General features: G+C 66.6%; 1 protein-coding gene (cut by a window edge). It reads left to right on the top strand.

Going from position 1 to position 17,553, the window contains the following annotated elements:
• A protein-coding gene (locus AB4Z47_RS20060) for a sigma-70 family RNA polymerase sigma factor (protein ID WP_441952809.1) crosses the window boundary here: on the top strand, nucleotides 1-17,553 show its end. 44,649 nt of this gene lie to the left of the window's left edge; the window shows 17,553 of its 62,202 coding nt (coding positions 44,650-62,202); its start codon lies off the left edge, out of view; the stop codon is at nucleotides 17,551-17,553.

The raw sequence follows: 17,553 nt of genomic DNA, 5'->3' as shown, positions 1-17,553 counted from the left end.
AGGCACGGCGGGATCGTCGCCGATGGCCAGAAGGTTATCGGTGGTCTCGGGTCATTGCCGGTGCCGACGGTGCGGGAAAAGCCATACCGGCCGATTGCTGAGAGCTTTGGGTTGACCGAGGCCGACGTACAGATACTGGCGATGATGGCGATGGGTGAGATAACCGCCGAAATCGCTGTAACACTGGATCTTCCGGGCTCCACAGTGCGAACCCGGCTGAGCCGGATCATGAGAAAGCTGGGCGTGCGGAACAGCGCCGCAGCCGTGGCAGTGGCGATCCGGGAAGGGATTCTCGACGGCTACCGGCTCGCGCCGACTCCCGAGGGGCGGGCTCGCCGTCTCCGCGACATCGATATCCAGATACTCCGATTGGTGGCACGAGGCCTGGGCCGCAGCGAGATCGTGCCGTGCACCGGGCTGTCGGCAAGTATCGTGCGAAGGGCCTTCGATCGTCTAGGGGACGAGCTCGGCGTGAGATCGCGGCCTGCGATGGTGGCATTGGCGCTGCGTGAGGGACTGCTCGATCCGAACCGGGCCATGCTCGATCTCGCTGTCGCAGTGCTGACCTTGGCGGCAGAGGGGGCTTCCGACCTGCAGATTGCGGTCCGGCAGAACATATCCCCGGAAACGGTGCGCGAACAGTGGGATCGCTTGGCGATCGAATTCGGTACCCGTGACCGGGGTGCGGTGGTAGTGGCGGCCCTGCGGGAGCGCATCCTGGGAACCGACACGCCGCTTCCGGCGGCCGTCGTCGAACCCGGTCCGGATGAGTTCGACGACGTTGTGCATGCCCTGGGCGCCCGACCTGCCGAGTTCGACGATATCGCGACGGTGGTGGCCCGGTTGCAGGAATTGGGGGACAACCGCGATCGGGTCAGCCCCGGCAGCGGCGCCGATGTCACGGCGGTGGTAATCGATCGGGCCCGGCCAGAGCGGAGGTACTGGCTTGTCCGGCGGGTCGAGGCGGGCGCAACAGTGCGGATCGAACGCCGCGATCCCGCGCTGGACGAGGTCACCGCCCACTTCGAACCCGCCCCGCAATCGGCCGGTCGGCCGGCGACGGCCGGTCGGCCGGCGACGGCCGGTCGGCCGGCGACGGCATCGTTCTTCGACAACCAGGGCCACCCGCTTGCCGAGCCTACCCTTGCCGCAGTGGCCCGGCTGGCCGATGTGACGGAGAAGAACGTCCGCCGAATACTGTCCGGTGTCGGTTCGCTGTCCACCGAGCCGGCGCAGCGGGTGCTGACAGCGGCGCTGTGGCTGGGCCATCCGCCCGCCACGCGGCTGCGGGAATTCCTCCACCCTGACTTCGCGCCTGCCCGGTTCACCCCACCGCGCCACGACGGCACTTCCGGACACTTCACCCAGCAGCCGACCCAGGAGCAGCTCGCCGATGCGGTGGGCGTGCACAAGTCGGTGGTCAGCGACGTGTTCAACGATGCAGACCGGGTTGCCGCCGAAACCCGTACGGCGGTGCTGGAAGAGGCTGCGGCACAGGGATATTGGCATCCGAAGACCGGCGGCACGGCCGAGCGGATCCAGGTGCTGCGCCTGGAATTGGCCGAACTGATCGGCGTGCCACCCGATCAAGTGGATCGACATGTGGTGGCGGAGGCTGCCCGGTCGGCCGGAATCGGACCGGAAACAACGCGAAACCGACGCGTGCTCGAATTGGCCGAGTTGTTCCTGCAATTCGACGACCGGCAGTTGACTCAGGACCCGACCCTTGCCGATGTGGCCGACCTGGCCGAAGTGTCGAGTGCGACGGTGCTCCGGGTGTTCTCTGGTCGGCGGCCGGTGTTCACCGAGCCGGAACAGCGGGTATTGGCGGCGGCGATGTGGCTGGGATACCCGGTGCCGGAGCAGCTGCGTCGGGTGATCGACCCGGACTTCGCCGACCGGTTCACCCCCGGGCGATACGAGGGCAGCGAGTTCCACCGTGGTTGGTTCACCCCGCAGCCCTCGATTGCCGAGATCGCCGCCTACCTCGGACGCTCCCTTGCCGCCGTCGCCGGAGTGCTGGCCGGTGAGGCGGAGGCCGACGGCGAGCTGCACCGTTCTGTGATGGAAGCTGCTGTCCGGCAGGGTTATTGGCGTTCTCCCTTCGGAAGGGCGGACGCGGAGCAGGTGCGGGCCTTGCGGCTGGCGCTGGTCGACCGGCTCGGCGTGCCCGCGGCGGAACTGGACCGCGAGCAGGTCCAGCAGCAGCTGGACCGGCTCGCGGAGCAGCCGGACCCCGACGAGCCGCTCGCCGAGCTGGCGCAGCGTTTCCTGGACCTCGAAGATTGGCAGCTCGACCGGCGACCCTCGCTGTTCGATGTAGCTCGCTTGGCCGATGCCGGACGCACTGCGGTGCAGCAGGTGCTTGCGGGCAAGCGCACGACTTCCTCCGAGATAGCGCAGCGAATCCTGGTAGCCGCGCTGTGGCTGGGGTACGAGGTGTCGCCGGAACTGGTCGCGGCAATCGACCCGGTGTTCGCGGCGAGCCGATTCACTCCGGGACATTTCGAACATGGCGAGTTCGTCCCGGGCGCGTTCACCGCGCAGCCGACCAAGCTGGCGGTGCGGCAGCGAGCCGAATTGTCGGAGCGGCAATTCCGCAAGGTTCTCGCCGGCACCGCGCCCGAATGGCAGCCACTGCTGCTCGCCGCTATCGGCGAACTCGGCTTCTGGTACCGGCGTGGCGAGTACGAAGGCCTACCGGATCCGGCGCTGCCCCGCAGGTCCCCGAGTGTCATGACCGCTCGGCACCGGTCGTGGCTGCACCAGATGAACCTGTGCGGGCAGCTGGTGGTGACCGATATCGCCGCCGAATACCGCCGCCCGGTAGGGAGTCTGCCGGATGGTCGGCTGGCGGGGGTGCTGGTGAGCGAGGTCGAGACGGCGTTGGGGGAGCACCGTTCGGTCCACCTGGACGACGCTGCCCAGGCAACACAGTGGCTGCGCACCTGGGGAGCCCGGCTGGACGAGCAGGACCCCGGCAGCGGGAGCGGCAACGGCATCGCGGTGGTGGTGTTCGAACCGACCCAGTCCGGCACAGCCGGGCACGGTGACCTCGGCCATGCCTACTGGTTGGTGCGCCGCGTCGATCCCAACGGAGATGTCCGCATCGAACGCCGTGACCCGGGCGCAGGCCAGTTCCAGCCGAACTTCCGCCCGTCGCGCACCGGCGGCCCAGCGACGGCCCTGTTCCTGGACAACCAGGGCAGGACCGTGGATGCCCACGACGTGGCCGGCCCGAACCAGCATGTCGTATTGCGCGAGAGCGATTTCCGCGTCGGCCGGGCCCAGACGCCTGCACCGGTTCCGGTCGAAGGTACGCCGGCGACACCCGAGCCAGCGGATGCAACGGCTCCCCGGCCGGACCCGGACAACCGAATCATCGCGGCGAGAGTGCGCGATTTGCTGCCCGAGGATCGGCGTGCGGTAGCCCGGCTGCTCTTCGTGGACGAACTACCTGTCGAGGAGGTGATGGAACAACTCGACATGTCTTCGACACAGGTCGCTAATGCACAGAAGCGACTCGGCCCCCGGTTGGCCTTGGCGCTGTCCATCGGTGTGGTGTTCACCGATGACCAGGCGATGATGCTGCTCGAATCGATCCAATATCGGGTGGATGTGGTGACGGCACTGCGTTCCCGGTTGACACGGAACCAGTGGAAATATGCCGAATCCTATTTCGTGCGGGGTCGATCCCTGCGCGAGACAGCCGACGGCGCCAATCTGCGGAATACCCACGAAGATCTGGGCAGAATAGCCTTCACGGTGCTCGCCGAACTGTCTCCGGAGTTGCTGCAACGTCACCTGAATCAGGGGGACATGCACCGGGTGAACCAGGAGGATGTGGCTACCGGTGCCGGAATGACCCGGGGTGTGTTGAAACGTGTTCTGGGTAAGCCGGATCGGTCGAATCCGGAAGAAATCACCGCGGTCGAAACGGCGAAAGCCTGGTTGGGATTCACCCCCGATCGGAAGGGCCCGGTGGTGCGGACCCCGGATGGCGTGCACCCGACTGGAACGGTGGGCATGGTCGCCGACGGGCTCGTCCTGCCCGCCGGGGTGAGCCCGACCGAGCATACCGGCGCGGACGCCGAGCAGGCCGTCGCCGAACTCGGGGACCGGTCGACCTGGCCCCCGACCATGGTCGGCAGTGTCACCTACACGCACACGCGCGACTACTGGCTGTCTGTGACGGCTCCACGGGAACAGTTCCGTGCGATCGCGGTCGACGCCGAGGCGAACAGGCCCGCGGCGAATCCAGCCCTGGGATGGCTTCTCGAGGACCTCGACTGGCTCGCCGAGATGGACGGTGCGGACGGCATCCACTGGGACACGGTGCTGCAATCCGCCAGGGCGAGTGTGACCGAAGCATGGTCCACGCTGACCGGACGGCGATTGTTGCCCGAGCACGCCCAGATCACCGTCGACCCGGACACCCGCACCTTCACCGCCCAGCTGCGGGTGCACGACCGCTCCACGCTCGACGGCCCGCCGCTGCCACGTGATCTGCACGGTCGGTTCGTCGTCGGCGACGGCATTGTCATCGCCGCCGTCGTGATCGAACGGGAAGACCACGGCGCGGCGAAGACCGAGCCTGCCGGGGAACCGGCGGCAGGCGCGAAGGCCGGAATGCCGCCCGTCCCGCTGGTGGATCTGCTGCCGACAGCCGAGACGGCCTCGATCCCCGATCCCGTACAACCGTGGGTGCCGCACGATGATCCGGGGCACGTGAACGACTGTGCCGAGGTGGCGCTGCGCAGGTTGGTGCGCGATCACGGGTGGACGGATCTGGTGGATCTGTCCGAGTTGGGGCCGGTCGGTCCGGGCGGTGTCTCCGGTGCCCGGATCACTGCGGCGCTGCGTGGTGTCCGTCCGGGTGGTTTCGATGATCGTGCCGCGCTCGCGCAGGCGATGCTCGATGCCGGTGATGGCGCTACTGCATTGTTGTTGGAGGAGTATGGCGGCTCCTCGATGGGGCATGTGGTGGTGGTGGAGAATCGCGGTGGCCGGGTGGTGGTTGTGGACGGCGCGGATGAGGAGGGCATCGATTTCGCGCGGTGGGATGTGGAGCATGGTGCTCCGAGCCGGGTTTGGGGTGTGGTGGCACTCGAAGGCGAGTTGGTGGCCGTCGGTGATGAGGGTCGGCTGTTGCCGATGAACGCGATGTTCGGGCGCAGCCCGGACGAAGACGAGCGGTGGTCATCGGATGAGAGAGGCGACGACGGCGCACCCGACAGTGCGCGCATGCGGGTGAATGCGGCTCGCGATGGCGAGGAACGGGATCCTCGTGCGGCCGCATCGGAAGCACGGGTTCAGGCAGGCGGCGCCCGAGCGGTGTCTCCCGAGGAGTTCCGGCGACGGATCCTCGACGCCTTCCGCGGGCTTGCGACATATACGGAATCCAGCCTGGAGACTGCAGCGCTTACGTCGGCAAGCCTGCCGGAATTGGATGCCGCGTTCCATCAGCTCGAACGTCCGGAACAGCAGGTTTTGGTCCAGCGGTTCGGCCCCGGCGGCTCGCTCGGCAATGTCGCTACTGCGCGTCGGCTGCCGGTGGATCTCGCACGGATACAGGTAGATCGGGCACTGGCCCGGCTGTCCGAAGCGGCTACCGCTGCCAAGCATCCCGTGCTGATGCCGCTGTGGGCGGACCGGCGCACGGACCCGGAGTTGTTCCACCTTGCGGCACAGCTTATTGCGGCACACCAGCGGAACCAGGAGGGGTTCTGGAATGCGCTGTGGCCGTTGACCGACGACGAGCGCGGCTGCCTGGAACAGGTGCTGCGCGGCCAGCCCTCGAGTGTGATCGCCACTGAGATGCGCGCAGGCGCAGTGGAAGTCAGGATGCTGCGGGCCAGTGCCATTCGGAGTGCAGTTCGACAGCTGCCGGAACCGGCCGCGGCCGGTGACGACTCCCACACCGATCGCACGGAGGTGGTCCGCGACACCGAGGACATCGACACGGTGGCTCGTCGTCGGCGGGTCACGGCCGCGCTCTGTGCTGTGGAGGGATATTCGCAGGCGAGCCTGGAGGTTGTGGCGCTGGCCGAGGCGACGGACGAGGAGTGGAGTCAGGCTCTGGCTCAACTTCCCACCACTCAGCGGGAGATGCTCGGCCGGCGCTTCTACGAGGAGGATTCGGACAACGACGTCGCGGAGCATGCTTGGTCGAAACCGGATCGTTACTGGATGATGGAAGATCATGCGCTGGCCCAATTGGCGGCGGCGGTTGCGGCGCAGCGATATCCGGCGCTGGCGCTGTTGCGGAAGGAGCTGCGGCTACCTCCGGGCTTGTTCCGTGTGGCGGCAATGGTTGTCGGGGCACATCAGCATGATGGTGACACGTTCGGGGCTGCGGTTCACGATTTGCCGCCGGAACATCGGGCCGGTCTGGAGTTGTTCCTGCGTGGGCATGATCTAGACGACGTCGCCGCCGATATGGGGTTGAGCCGCATGAATGCCAAGTCGCTTCGCAGTCGCGCGATCCGGCGGGCGGCGGTGGCACTCGGCGCGCAACCCTCGGTTGCGTGGGTCACCGTGGAACAGGCCCTGGGTCTGGTGACCGCGTTGAGCGCCCTCGGCCCGAGAGCGGCGCGGCGGGCGCTGCTCTCGTTCCCTGACATCACGCGCCAGATTGCCCGCCGCTTGGCGCAGGGGAAGTCAGTCGAGTCCATAGCGGCCGAATTGGGTGTGACAGTCCCAGAGGTCGAAGCCGTACGGCTCGATGTGGCCGAAGGGTTGGCTCGGCGACTGGTCGGGGCTTGGGCGGTCGGTGGCGATGAGGCGAAGATTCTGGCGGTGTCGAGCGCACACAACACACATCTCCAGGAGTGCCTCGAGCTGTTGCCGCCACCGCAACGAGAGTGGATCACGTTGCGTTTGCAGGGCTGGTCCGGCATTGAGCTCTGGGACGAGCTGGGGCACAGCCCGGCTTTCGGGCAGCAGGCTATTGCCTTGCTGGCCACTTTGTTGGAGCCCGATTCCGCCGACCGGTTGCCGAGCGAGGACCATCGTGACGCCGATAACGACATGCCAGAGGCCGCCGAGGGCGACAGTGTCCGTCGCCGAATCGTGGCCGCATGCTGTGCGGTGCAAGGGTATTCCCAGGAGAGCCTGGAGGTGACTTCGCTGACCGAGGCGACCGAGTCCGAATGGAACGAGGGTGTCCGTCGCCTCGACCGTCTCCAGCGCGAAGTGTTGCATCGGCGCTTCCGCGAGGGGCGTACCCCAGCACAGGTCGCCGCGGCATTGGGTGTAGGGCCTGACCTGTATCCGGTGTTGGAAGGCCGTGCCGTGGCATGGTTGGCGGAAGCTGTTGCAGCGCAGCGTTATCCGGCATTGGCGGTGCTGTGTGCCGACCCGCGGCCGGCTCCGGGATTGTTCCGTCTCGCGGCGGGTGTTGTCGCAGCCCATCAAGGCGACGAGGACGGTTTCCACGCCGCGTTGCATCGGCTGCCGGAGGAGCTGCGGATCTGTCTCGATCAGTTCTTGTCCGCCCGCGATGCGGAGGAGATCGCGGACGAGACAGGGATGACGGCCGGGGAGGCCAGGAGGTTGCGTGCGCGTGCTATCCGGCGGGCGGCATCGTTGCTGGGGGTGGAGCCGACAGCGGTATGGGTGACCGAGGAACAGGCATCGAGTCTGGTGACGGCATTGAGCGCAGTCGATCCGGCGGCGGTGCAGGGCGCGCTCCACCGGCTCGGTCCCTTCCAGGAAAAGGTCGCCCGGCGGCTGTTCGTGCAGCACCGTTCGGTGGCGGATACGGCGAACGAATTGGGTGTGGAGGTCGGTGCGGTCGAGCCGATCGAGGCCGAGGCAGCGCGTTTGCTGATTCGGAAATTGGTTGGGGTGGAGGTGGTCCGGGGTGGTGAGGCGAAGGTTGTTGCCGCCTCGGATGCGGATGAGGTGGATTTTCGGGCTTGTCTGGATCTGTTGCCGCCGCGTGAGCGGGTGTGGATCATGTTGCGGCTACAGGGGTGGACGGTGCTCGAGCTCACCGAAGAGCCGGGTTTGTACGAGAGTCTGGGCAAGCGGGCTATCGAGCGTATGGTCTCGCTGTTGGAAACCGACCCGGCCGACCGAGTGCCGCCTGGACGATCTCGTTATCGCGACGACGACCTGGTGGAAGCCGGTGACACCGATGTCCTCCAGTGGCTTCGGCACGAGGGCGATCGGGATAGCGATGTCGATCTGGTGCCGGCCGATGGAGGGGAGAGTGTTCAGCAGCGGATCGTGGCCGCCTTCTGTGCCCTGGGAGGGCATTCGGAGGCGAATGTGGAGGCTGTGGCGTTGGTCGAGGCAACAGCGACCGAATGGAACACCAACTTCTTCGCCCTCGACGGTCTGCAACGGGAAGTCCTTGCACTGCGCTTCCGAGACGGGCGTTCGGTAGCGGAGGTCGCCGCGGTGCTCGGCATCCAGCCGCAACTCTGTGCGGTGCTGGAGGGTTGCGCCGTGATCGGCTTGGCCGAAGCGGTTGCCGCGCAGCGACACCCGGCGTTGGCGGTGTTGTGGGCCGATTCGCGGATACCTTCTCCCGGGCTGTTTCATCTGGCGGCGGGTGTTGTTGCGGCGCGTCACGGGGACCGGCTGTGGTCGGTATCGAATCGGTTGCCGGAGGAGTTGCGGACTTGCGTGGAGTGGTTCTTGTCCGGTTGTGATGCGGAGGAGATTGCGGAGGAGATGGGGGTGACGGCCGGGGAGGCCAGGAGGTTGCGTGCCCGTGCCATTCGGCGGGTGGCGGATCTGCTGGGGCTGGAGCCGTCGGTGGTACGGATCACCGAGGAGCAGGCATCGAGCCTGGTAGCGACATTGCGCGAGGTCGATCTGACGGCGCTACAGCGCACGGTCGACACACTCGGTGTGAACCGGAAAAAGGCTGCCCGGCAGTTGATCTTGCGGCGGCGTTCGGCCGGGGATGCGACGGCCGGTGTGGAGGTGGGTGAGGTCGAGGCGCTGAAGCGCGAGGCGGAGGGTGCGTTGGTTCGGAAACTGCTTGGGGTGGAAGTGGTTGGGGGTGGTGAGGCGAAGGTTGTTGCAGCCTGGGGTGCAGATGAGGTGGATTTTCGGGCTTGTCTGGATCTGCTGCCGGCGCGTGAGCGGGTGTGGCTCCAGCTGCGGCTCCAGGGGTGGCGGGTAGTCGAGCTTGCCGACGAGCTGGGTTTCCACGAGAGCGTGGGGAAGCAGGCCGTCGAGCATATGGTCAGCGTGTTGGCGACCGATCCGGCCGACCGTGTACCCCTTGGCAGTCATCGGCACGATGATGTCGACCTCATGGCGGCGTATGCGGACCGTGAGGTGATCGACGATATCCGCGAACGCCTCTTGGATGCGTTCGGCGCAGCGGGAACGTCGGAACGGCCCCTGGAAAAGACAGCACTGGCTCGGGCCACACCAGCGCAATGGAACAACGGCTTCCGCCGGCTCGGTGCCTTCCAGCAGCGGCTGATCGCACAGCGGTTCCGGGACGGTCGTCCGATCGCGGACGTTGCCGCGGCATCGGGGCTCGACGTGGACCTGTGCCGGGTGTTGGAAGATCGTGCCGTAATTCGCTTGGCCGAGGCGATTGCGGCGCAGGAGCATCCGGCGCTGGCGGCATTGTGGCCGGACAATCGTGAAGTCCCGGCTCTGTTCGGCGCGGCGTCAGCAGTCGTTGCGGCGCATCGGGAGGGCGGCAGCCGCTGGCATTCGATGCGTCGACAGCTCACCGGCGATATGCGCAGATGTCTCGAACTATTCCTCGCCGGCAGCAACGTCGACGAGATCGCGGCCACGATGCGGCTCGACGTCCCGAACGCCCGCAGATTGCGTGCCCACGCCATCCGGCGAGCGGCGAACCTGCTCGATGTGGCCCCCGCGCCGGTCTGGATCAGCGCCCAGCAGGCATTGGATCTGGTGGCGGCGGTGGGACAGGTCGATCCGACACAGCTGCGACACACAGCCAGCCACACCCTGGGCAGCGCCAAACGCGAGCTCACCCGGTTGCGGTTCATCAATGGCCGCACGGTCGAAGAGACCGCCGACGCACTCGGTGTTCCGGTCGATGACATCAAAGACGCCCAGCGCGACGCCGCGAGGCGACTGGCCCGGAAACTGGTCGGGGTCGAGGCAGTCGGGGTCGGCGAAGCGACGATTCTGGCTGCCGCACACGCGGACGGTGCGGACTTCCGGGCTCGTCTCGATCGGCTGCCGCCGCGGGAACGGGCCTGGATCATGTTGTGGCTGCAGGGCTGGCAGGCCAATGAGCTTGTGGACGAGCTGGGCGGTCGGGCCGGTCTGTGGCCGCGTATCGTCGAGCGCACGGTCACCGCGTCGACAACCGATCCGGCCGATCCGATTGCGGGACAAGGAGATCGGCGCACCAGTGCCGCCTTGGTGGAGGCCACCGGCGATAATGTTGTGCGGCAGCGGATTGTCTCCACGTTCTGCGCCGCGTCGGGGCGTCCGCAGGCGAGTCCGGAGGCCGTGGCGCTCGCCGAGGCGACCGAGGCGGAATGCGACGCCGCCTTCTTCGGTCTCGACCGGTCGACGCGGGAAGTGCTTGCGCAGCGCTGTTACGAGGGGCGTTCGGTCGAAGAGGTCGCAGCGGACCTGGGGCTGGAGCCGGGTGTGTTCCTGGTGCTGGAGCGACGTGCTGTGGTCGCCTTCGCCGAGGGGATCGCCGCGGCGAAGTACGCCGCATTGGCGGCATTGCGTGCGGATTCACGGGTGGCCCCGGAACTGTTCGGTGCCGCAATGGTTGTTGTGGCGACACACCAGGACGGTCGCGACCATTTCCGGGACGCGGTGGCCGAGCTGCCGGACGAGCTGCGGACCTGTCTGGACCGGTTCCTGTCCGGATGCGATGCGGCGGAGATCGCGGCTGAGATGGGTCTCGGGGTCTGGGAGGCCAGACGGTTGCGTGCCCGCGCTATCCGCCGGGCGGCGCAGCTGCTCGGCGCGGGTCCGACGGTTGCCTGGGTGACCGCTGAACAGGCGGTGCACCTGGTAGAGGCGTTGCGCACGGTCGATCCGACCGGGGTCGGGCGCGCGGTGCAGGCACTGCGTGTCGACAAGCAAAAGATCGCTCGACGGCTGTTCGTGAAAGGGGTGTGGCCCGCGGATGCCGCGGCCGAATTGAGTATGGCGGTCGAGGACGTCGAGCAGAGCCGACTCGACGCAGCAGGGCTGCTGGCCCGGAAACTGACCGGGGTCTGGGTGGCCGGTAACGACGAGGCGACGATTCTGGCAGCATCGGACAAGGCAATATTTCGACGGTGCCGCGAACAGCTGACCCCCGCCGAGCAGGTCTGGATCACTCTGCGCCTGCAGGGCTGGTCGGATCAGGAGATCATCGACGAGCCGGGCGGATACCCGGGTCTGGGGCAGCGAGCGGTCCGGAAGATGGTCACACTGCTGCAGAACCGCCCCACCGACGAGGCCCGGCCGCGCTCCCGGCCTGCCGTCGACCGTACCGACGAGGTCAGCCACGATCGTCCCGACGACGCGGAGTCGGTCCAGGACGTATTCGAACTCGATCACCACGGCCTGGTGGACACCTTCCATGCCGTGGAAGGGCGAGTGCCGGCCGGTCCGGAAGATCGCGCACTGGCCCAAGCCACACCGAGCGAGTTGACCGCGGGCCTGGATCGGCTCGGTGGCCTTGCGCGACAGGTGATTACGTGGCGGTTCCACGAGGGGCGGTCAATCGACGAAGTCGCCACGGCGCTGGGGCTCGACGTGGACCTGTACCGGGTGTTGGAGGGCCTCGCGGTGGTTCGCTTGGCCGAGGCTCTCGTCGCGCACGAGTATCTCGCATTGGAGGTGCTGTGGGCGGATCCTCGCGAGGTCCCGGCGTTGTTCGGCGCGGCGGCGGCTGTGGTTGCGGCGCATGAGGACCTGGGTGACGGCTTCTGGGATGCGTTGCGACGGCTGCCGGACGATATGTGGACCGGCCTGGAATTGTTCCTGCAGGGGCGAAATGTCGAACAGATCGCGAACGAGATGGGCCTCGAGGTCGCTGCCGCCCGGCGGCTGCGTGCCCGCGCGATCCGCCGGGCGGCGCAGCTGCTCGCGGTGGCGCCGCCGGTCACCTGGATCAGCGTCGAGCAGGCGCAAAACCTGGTCGAGGCCGCCAGTCGGATCGATCCGATGGAGTTGCGGCGCGCTGTCGACTACAAGCCCAGACACGTCACAGGATGGGTGGTCCGAAGACTGGTCGGGGTCGGGGTGGTCGACGGCGACGCGGCGACAGCCGTCGCCGCCTGCCGGGATCCTCAGGATCGCCGGTTCTATCTGAACCAGCTCAACGCCGAACGGAGGGCCTGGCTCGCCCTGTTCCTCGACGGCTGGTCGTCGGCCGAGATCGCCGACGAACTGGGCCGCTCCCGCTCCGATATCGAAATTCTGCGCGCGCGCACCGTCGCATCGGCGGCGGCCGAGTGGCGCCGGTTCCGCCGCAGACTCTGCCACGAGCTGGGTCCCGCAACCGAAGACATTGCGGCGGCGGAGTTGAACGCCGCCATGGATCGGCTGGACGACTATCAACGGCTGCTGATCAGCTGGCGGTTCCGCGATCAGGATTCGGACGACACGGTCGCGGCGCGACTGGGTATCGAGATGAGCCGGTATCGGATCCTGGAGCAGCACGCGCTGACCCGGTTGGCCGCGACCGTCGCCGCCGCGAAAGGCGCCGTGTGGGCGGCAATATCGGCGGACCCGGTGCTGTCGGCGGAGACGGCTGCCGTGTTCGGTGCGTATCGTGCGGATTCCGACGGGTTCTGGACGTCGCTGCAGATGCTGACCGCCGACGAGCGAGAAGCTCTGGAATCGTTCCTACAGCAACAGGATTCGGATCTCGAAACCACTACCCGAGCCGTCCGGCGCTCGGCCGTGCTGCTCGACGCGCCGGCTCCGACCGTATGGGTCACCGCACCCGAGGCACAGGCACTCGTCGAGACGGTCGGCCGGGTCGATCCGACCGCCGTGTCCAACGCCATGCGCGCCCGAAACATCGGCAGCGCATTCACTCAGCAGCGATTCCTGGCGAGCCCCTTTGCCGCCGCCCCGGATATCGCCGACGGTGATCAGGAGCATGTCGACCGCGACATGCGATTGTTGGTCCGCGAACTCGCCGGGGTCCGGGTGCATCGCGGCGACGAGGAGACCGCCATCGTGGCGGCCCACCGCGACAATCCCGCGGACTTCCAGCATTGCCTGGACCGGCTCACCCCTGATCAGCGGGCCTGGGTGGAGCTGTTTCTGCGGGGCTGGCCGGACACCGACATCGCCAGGGAACTGGACCGTGCGGCCAAAGGCGCCACGTCGATGCTGCGCAACCGCGCCCTCGGCCAGATGATCACACTGCTGGCCAGCGATCCGGTCGACCGGCTTGCCTCGCGCTGGGGATGGCAGCTGGTCTGGCAGACCGGGCGCCTGCACCCCACCGTGCTGTTGGATGCCATCGCGGCGGTGCCCGATCAGGAGATGTCCGCCGAGGTGCGGGAACTGCTTCGGCTGCGGTTCGTCGATGGACTGTCTCCGAATGCGATCGCGAGCGAACTGGGCCGCACCTCGGCATGGGTTCGGTTCAACCAGTCGAAAGCCATTCCCTTGGTGGCCGCCCGGTTCGAGGACACCGGTGACGGAGTCACCGCCTTCCCGCCGCCGCATCCGTTGGTGCCGGATGCGCGGCGGATGCCGCGGTTGTGTGGTCCAGTGGCGTTCCGGTTCGGTCGGGATGTGTTGGGTCTCGATGTGGATGTGCCGTCGTTCGACGATGTGGGTATTCGCGCCGGGGGGTTGTCGGGTGTTGCGGTTGCGGTTGCGGCGAAGGGGAATTGGGAGGGTTTTGGCTCGGTTCGGGAGATGGCGGATCGGGCGCGGGATGGGGAGGTGGTATTCGGTGCGGTGAATTTCGGTGGGGATGCGGGTGGGCATTTGTTCGTGGTGTATCGGGATGAGCATGGTCAGGTGCGGGTGCATGAGGGGGTGGGGGAGAACGAGCGGGATGTGGCGTTCAAGGATTGGGTGGAGCCCGAGGGCGCGGTGGGGTTCGCGGGGATTGTGTTCGGTGCGGACGGTCACCCGGTGGATCCGGTGGATCCACAGACGGGTCCGAAGATCGCCGAACGGCTCGCCGAGGGCGTGAGTATTCCAGACTGGGTCGGCGCCCGGCGAGACGGCGAAGACGATTCCGTAGAAAATGCACGGGACAACTCCGATGGTGCGGTGCCCGATGATCGCAGCCGCCTGGGCGACGAGGATTCGCCGCTGCCGGAAGACCGGTTCTTCGGCCGGGACCCCGGACCGCAGGACTTCGGGGGTCGACCTTCGAAGTCGAATCAGCGGCCGGGGCGGCCGATCGCCGATGCGGACGACTCCCAGCGAGAGCGGGAGAACGAACGGGACGCGCAGGACATAGCTGCTCTGCGGTCGGGGGATTCGGCAGCCTTCGAAAGGCTTTACAACCGGTATGCCGGACTCGCTCGTCGAGAGGCTATGCGGCGGATCGCAAACAAGGCCGATGTGGAGGATGTGGTCGAGGACAGCTTCACCGTCGTCTATGAAGGGTTGCTCGGCGAGCGTGAGATCGACAGTTTCCGGGGCTATCTGATCGGCACGATCAAATACACCGCGGCGGGTTATCGCAAGCACGCGGAACGGAACCGACCGATCGGTGAAGACGAAATCCTGGAGCGGCTGGCCCCGCAGGACGACACGGAGCCGAGTGACTCGCCGGTGTTCGACGTGGCGGATTCGCCGGTAGAACAGGCGCTGGGCAGGCTATCGGACAAGTCGCAGTTGTTGCTGCGGATGGTCGAGTTCGAGGGGTACACGCCGCAGGAGTTGGCGGAACTGCTCGATGTGTCGGAGGTCGAAGTCGATCGGCTCCTGCACGATGCCCGTCGCGATCTGCGGGAGCAGCTGCGGCAGGACCAGCTCCAAGGCACGACACTGTCGGCTGCGCTCGAGGAGGGCGGCGACGCATTGCGCAGGGTACTCGCCGCCGGTGGCGAGGGGGTGCAGACCTTTCCTGCGGTAGCGGCCGAAGCGGCTGTGATCCTTGCTGCCCGGCTGCCGCAGAGCACTGATCTGCAGGCTTGTGTGGCCGGGTTACACCTTGTCCAGCGGGAGTTTTTCCTGCGGTGGTTCCTCGGCCAGTCGGTGACCGACATAGCCGGGGCGACCCAGTACTCCGAAACCATAGTGCGGCGGCATCTGATCCAGTTGATCCGGAAAGTGGCCAGGCGGCTCGCCGACACCGAAACGCTGGACTGGTATCAGCGGAACCTGCACCGCAGGCGCAGGCTGACCGAGGGGGCGATGTTGCTGCTGCTCGAGGCCGTCTACCCGCATGAGCCGGAGCTGTTGACCGCCGATCTTTCGTATCTTTCCGAAGACGGTCTGGAGATTTTCCGACAGTATTTCGACGAGGGAAAGACTGTCATTGCGATATCACGCGAACGGAAGATCACTTCTCGCACAGTCCGATGGACCCTGAGCCGGGTCATCGACCACGTTTCCCGGACGTTGCCTCCGGATCTGGCGCAGCGTTATATCGGTACCGGCACGCTGCGCCGATCCTCTTTGGGGGACGTAGCGGTAGAAGCAGGCGTGGAAAAAGGTGCTGTCCGGAAAGCATTGGCGGGCAGCGCGGAAGTGGGACAACAGACACGAGACGCCGTGCTGGCCGCAGGGCGGCGGCTCGGCTACCACGGCGAGCGGAGCAGCGTTCTCCGCTCGGCCGTGGTGATCGACGGCGGCCCGGCCGACTCCCCGGTTTTGTCGGTGCGCCCGGCGGTCGAGCCGGGGCCATACGGCAAACGGATGCGGCGAATCATGGCGCTGTCACGGGAGGAGAGAACAGCGCTGATTCGGAAACTGCCGAAAGAAGAGCGGAAGCTCGCTCGGCTGCTCTTCGTGGACGAGTTGCGCCCCGATATCGCGGCCAGACAGCTGGGATGGCCGCGTGCGAGAGTGCGCAGTCACAAGAATCTCCTCACCGAGGCATTGGACACGCTGGCGGCAGGCAGGCTGTGGCTCACCGATTCGCAATTATGGGCGATCCTGCCGCGGATGCTGCGCCATGACCCGGATCTGGTGACACCGCACCTGCCGAGTCTGTCTGCTACGGAGCGGGAATCCTACGAACAGCATTTCGAGCAAGGGCTGTCCGTGACCGAGATATCTCGGGCACGGGGGATCGTCCATGAGACGGTCCGCAAACACATCCTGAAAGCGGCCCGGAAGCTGATCAGGCCACAGCCCACTGCCGTGGTGCAGAATTATCTACGTGGTGGCGTGTCCAACGGTGCCGCGCTGATGTTGGTCGAGGCGGTGGCGAAATACGACCGCGACGAATTGCTCCGGCACCGTTCGGTGTTGACGCCGGTCGAACAGGAGGATTTCGACCGTTATCTGCTCGAGGATCTGACGCTCGGGGAGATGGCGAAAAGGCGGGGAACCTCTCCGGACGCACGTCTCAAGTCCTTGCACCTGATGGCGCAGAAAGTGATGCGCAGACTGCCCGAAGATCTGGTTCGACGGTACCTGGACAATGGCCCACTGCACCGGGTCACCGAGAAAGATGTGGCGCTTGCCAGCGGAGCCGACGTCAAGCATGTCTGGCGGGTGCTCACCAACAGTTCGGTGAAAACATATACCGCAGAACGGATCCGAGCCGAAGCGGAGCGTCTGGGGTTGCGTCCGGAAAAGCCGGGAGTGGTGGTACGAGCAACCGGCGGGCGATCGCCCGTGCCGTCGGTGCTCCCGGCCGGTCCCGCCCTACGCTCGCGTCGTCACAAGACGGCCCGAACATTGGAGAATGCGAGTCCAACGGAGCTGGAAGCCGGTGTCAGGCTGCTGCTTCCGGAGAAGTACCGGCCGGCTGCCCGGTTGTTGTATGTGGACGGGTTGACGGGAGAACAGGTCGCGGAACGGCTCGGTGTCTCGGCCAGCCATGTCAAAACTGTGCAGTACGCCGCGAGCCCACAGATGCTGGCCTGGGTCGCCGTGGGAGTGATGTTCACACCCAAGGAAGCACTGATTTTGCTGGAGGCGATTCAGGCCGGCTCGGATGTGGTATCGCTGCTTCGGGATCGGATGTCGACAACCGAATGGGAAGCTGCCGAAGCCTACCTGGTTCGCGGTTTGTCGCTGGAAGAAGTCGCGGCTGTGTGTGGGCGCGACCGGACGCCGCTCTCTGGGGAATTGTGCAGGCTGAGTCTGTGTCTGATCGCAGAACTGCCACCGGAACTGGTGCAGCGCTATGCGCGCCGGCGGCTGCGTCGAGTCGAGTGCCGAGACGTGATGGTGGCCACTGGGAAGAATCAGGGGACTGTCCGCCGAGTCGCCGCAGGCAAGCAGGCGCCGAATCCAGACGACACCGCCTCGGTGCGCGCCGAAATCGAACGATTCGGCTGGAATCCGGCGCGCAAAGGCATCGTGGCCGAAACCCCCGCAGGCGCCATACCTGCCGCAGAACTCACCCTGCCCACCGACCTGGCCGCGGTTGCCCTGAACCTCGACGGGTCGGCGGTTTCGGGCCCGATTCCCGACGTGGTGCAGCCATGA

Origin of the sequence: Nocardia sp. 2TAF39, assembly GCF_052114905.1 — a bacterium.
Classification (GTDB): domain Bacteria; phylum Actinomycetota; class Actinomycetes; order Mycobacteriales; family Mycobacteriaceae; genus Nocardia.
Note: the sequence above shows the minus strand (reverse complement) of the source record. Positions and strands in the feature narration are given on the sequence as shown.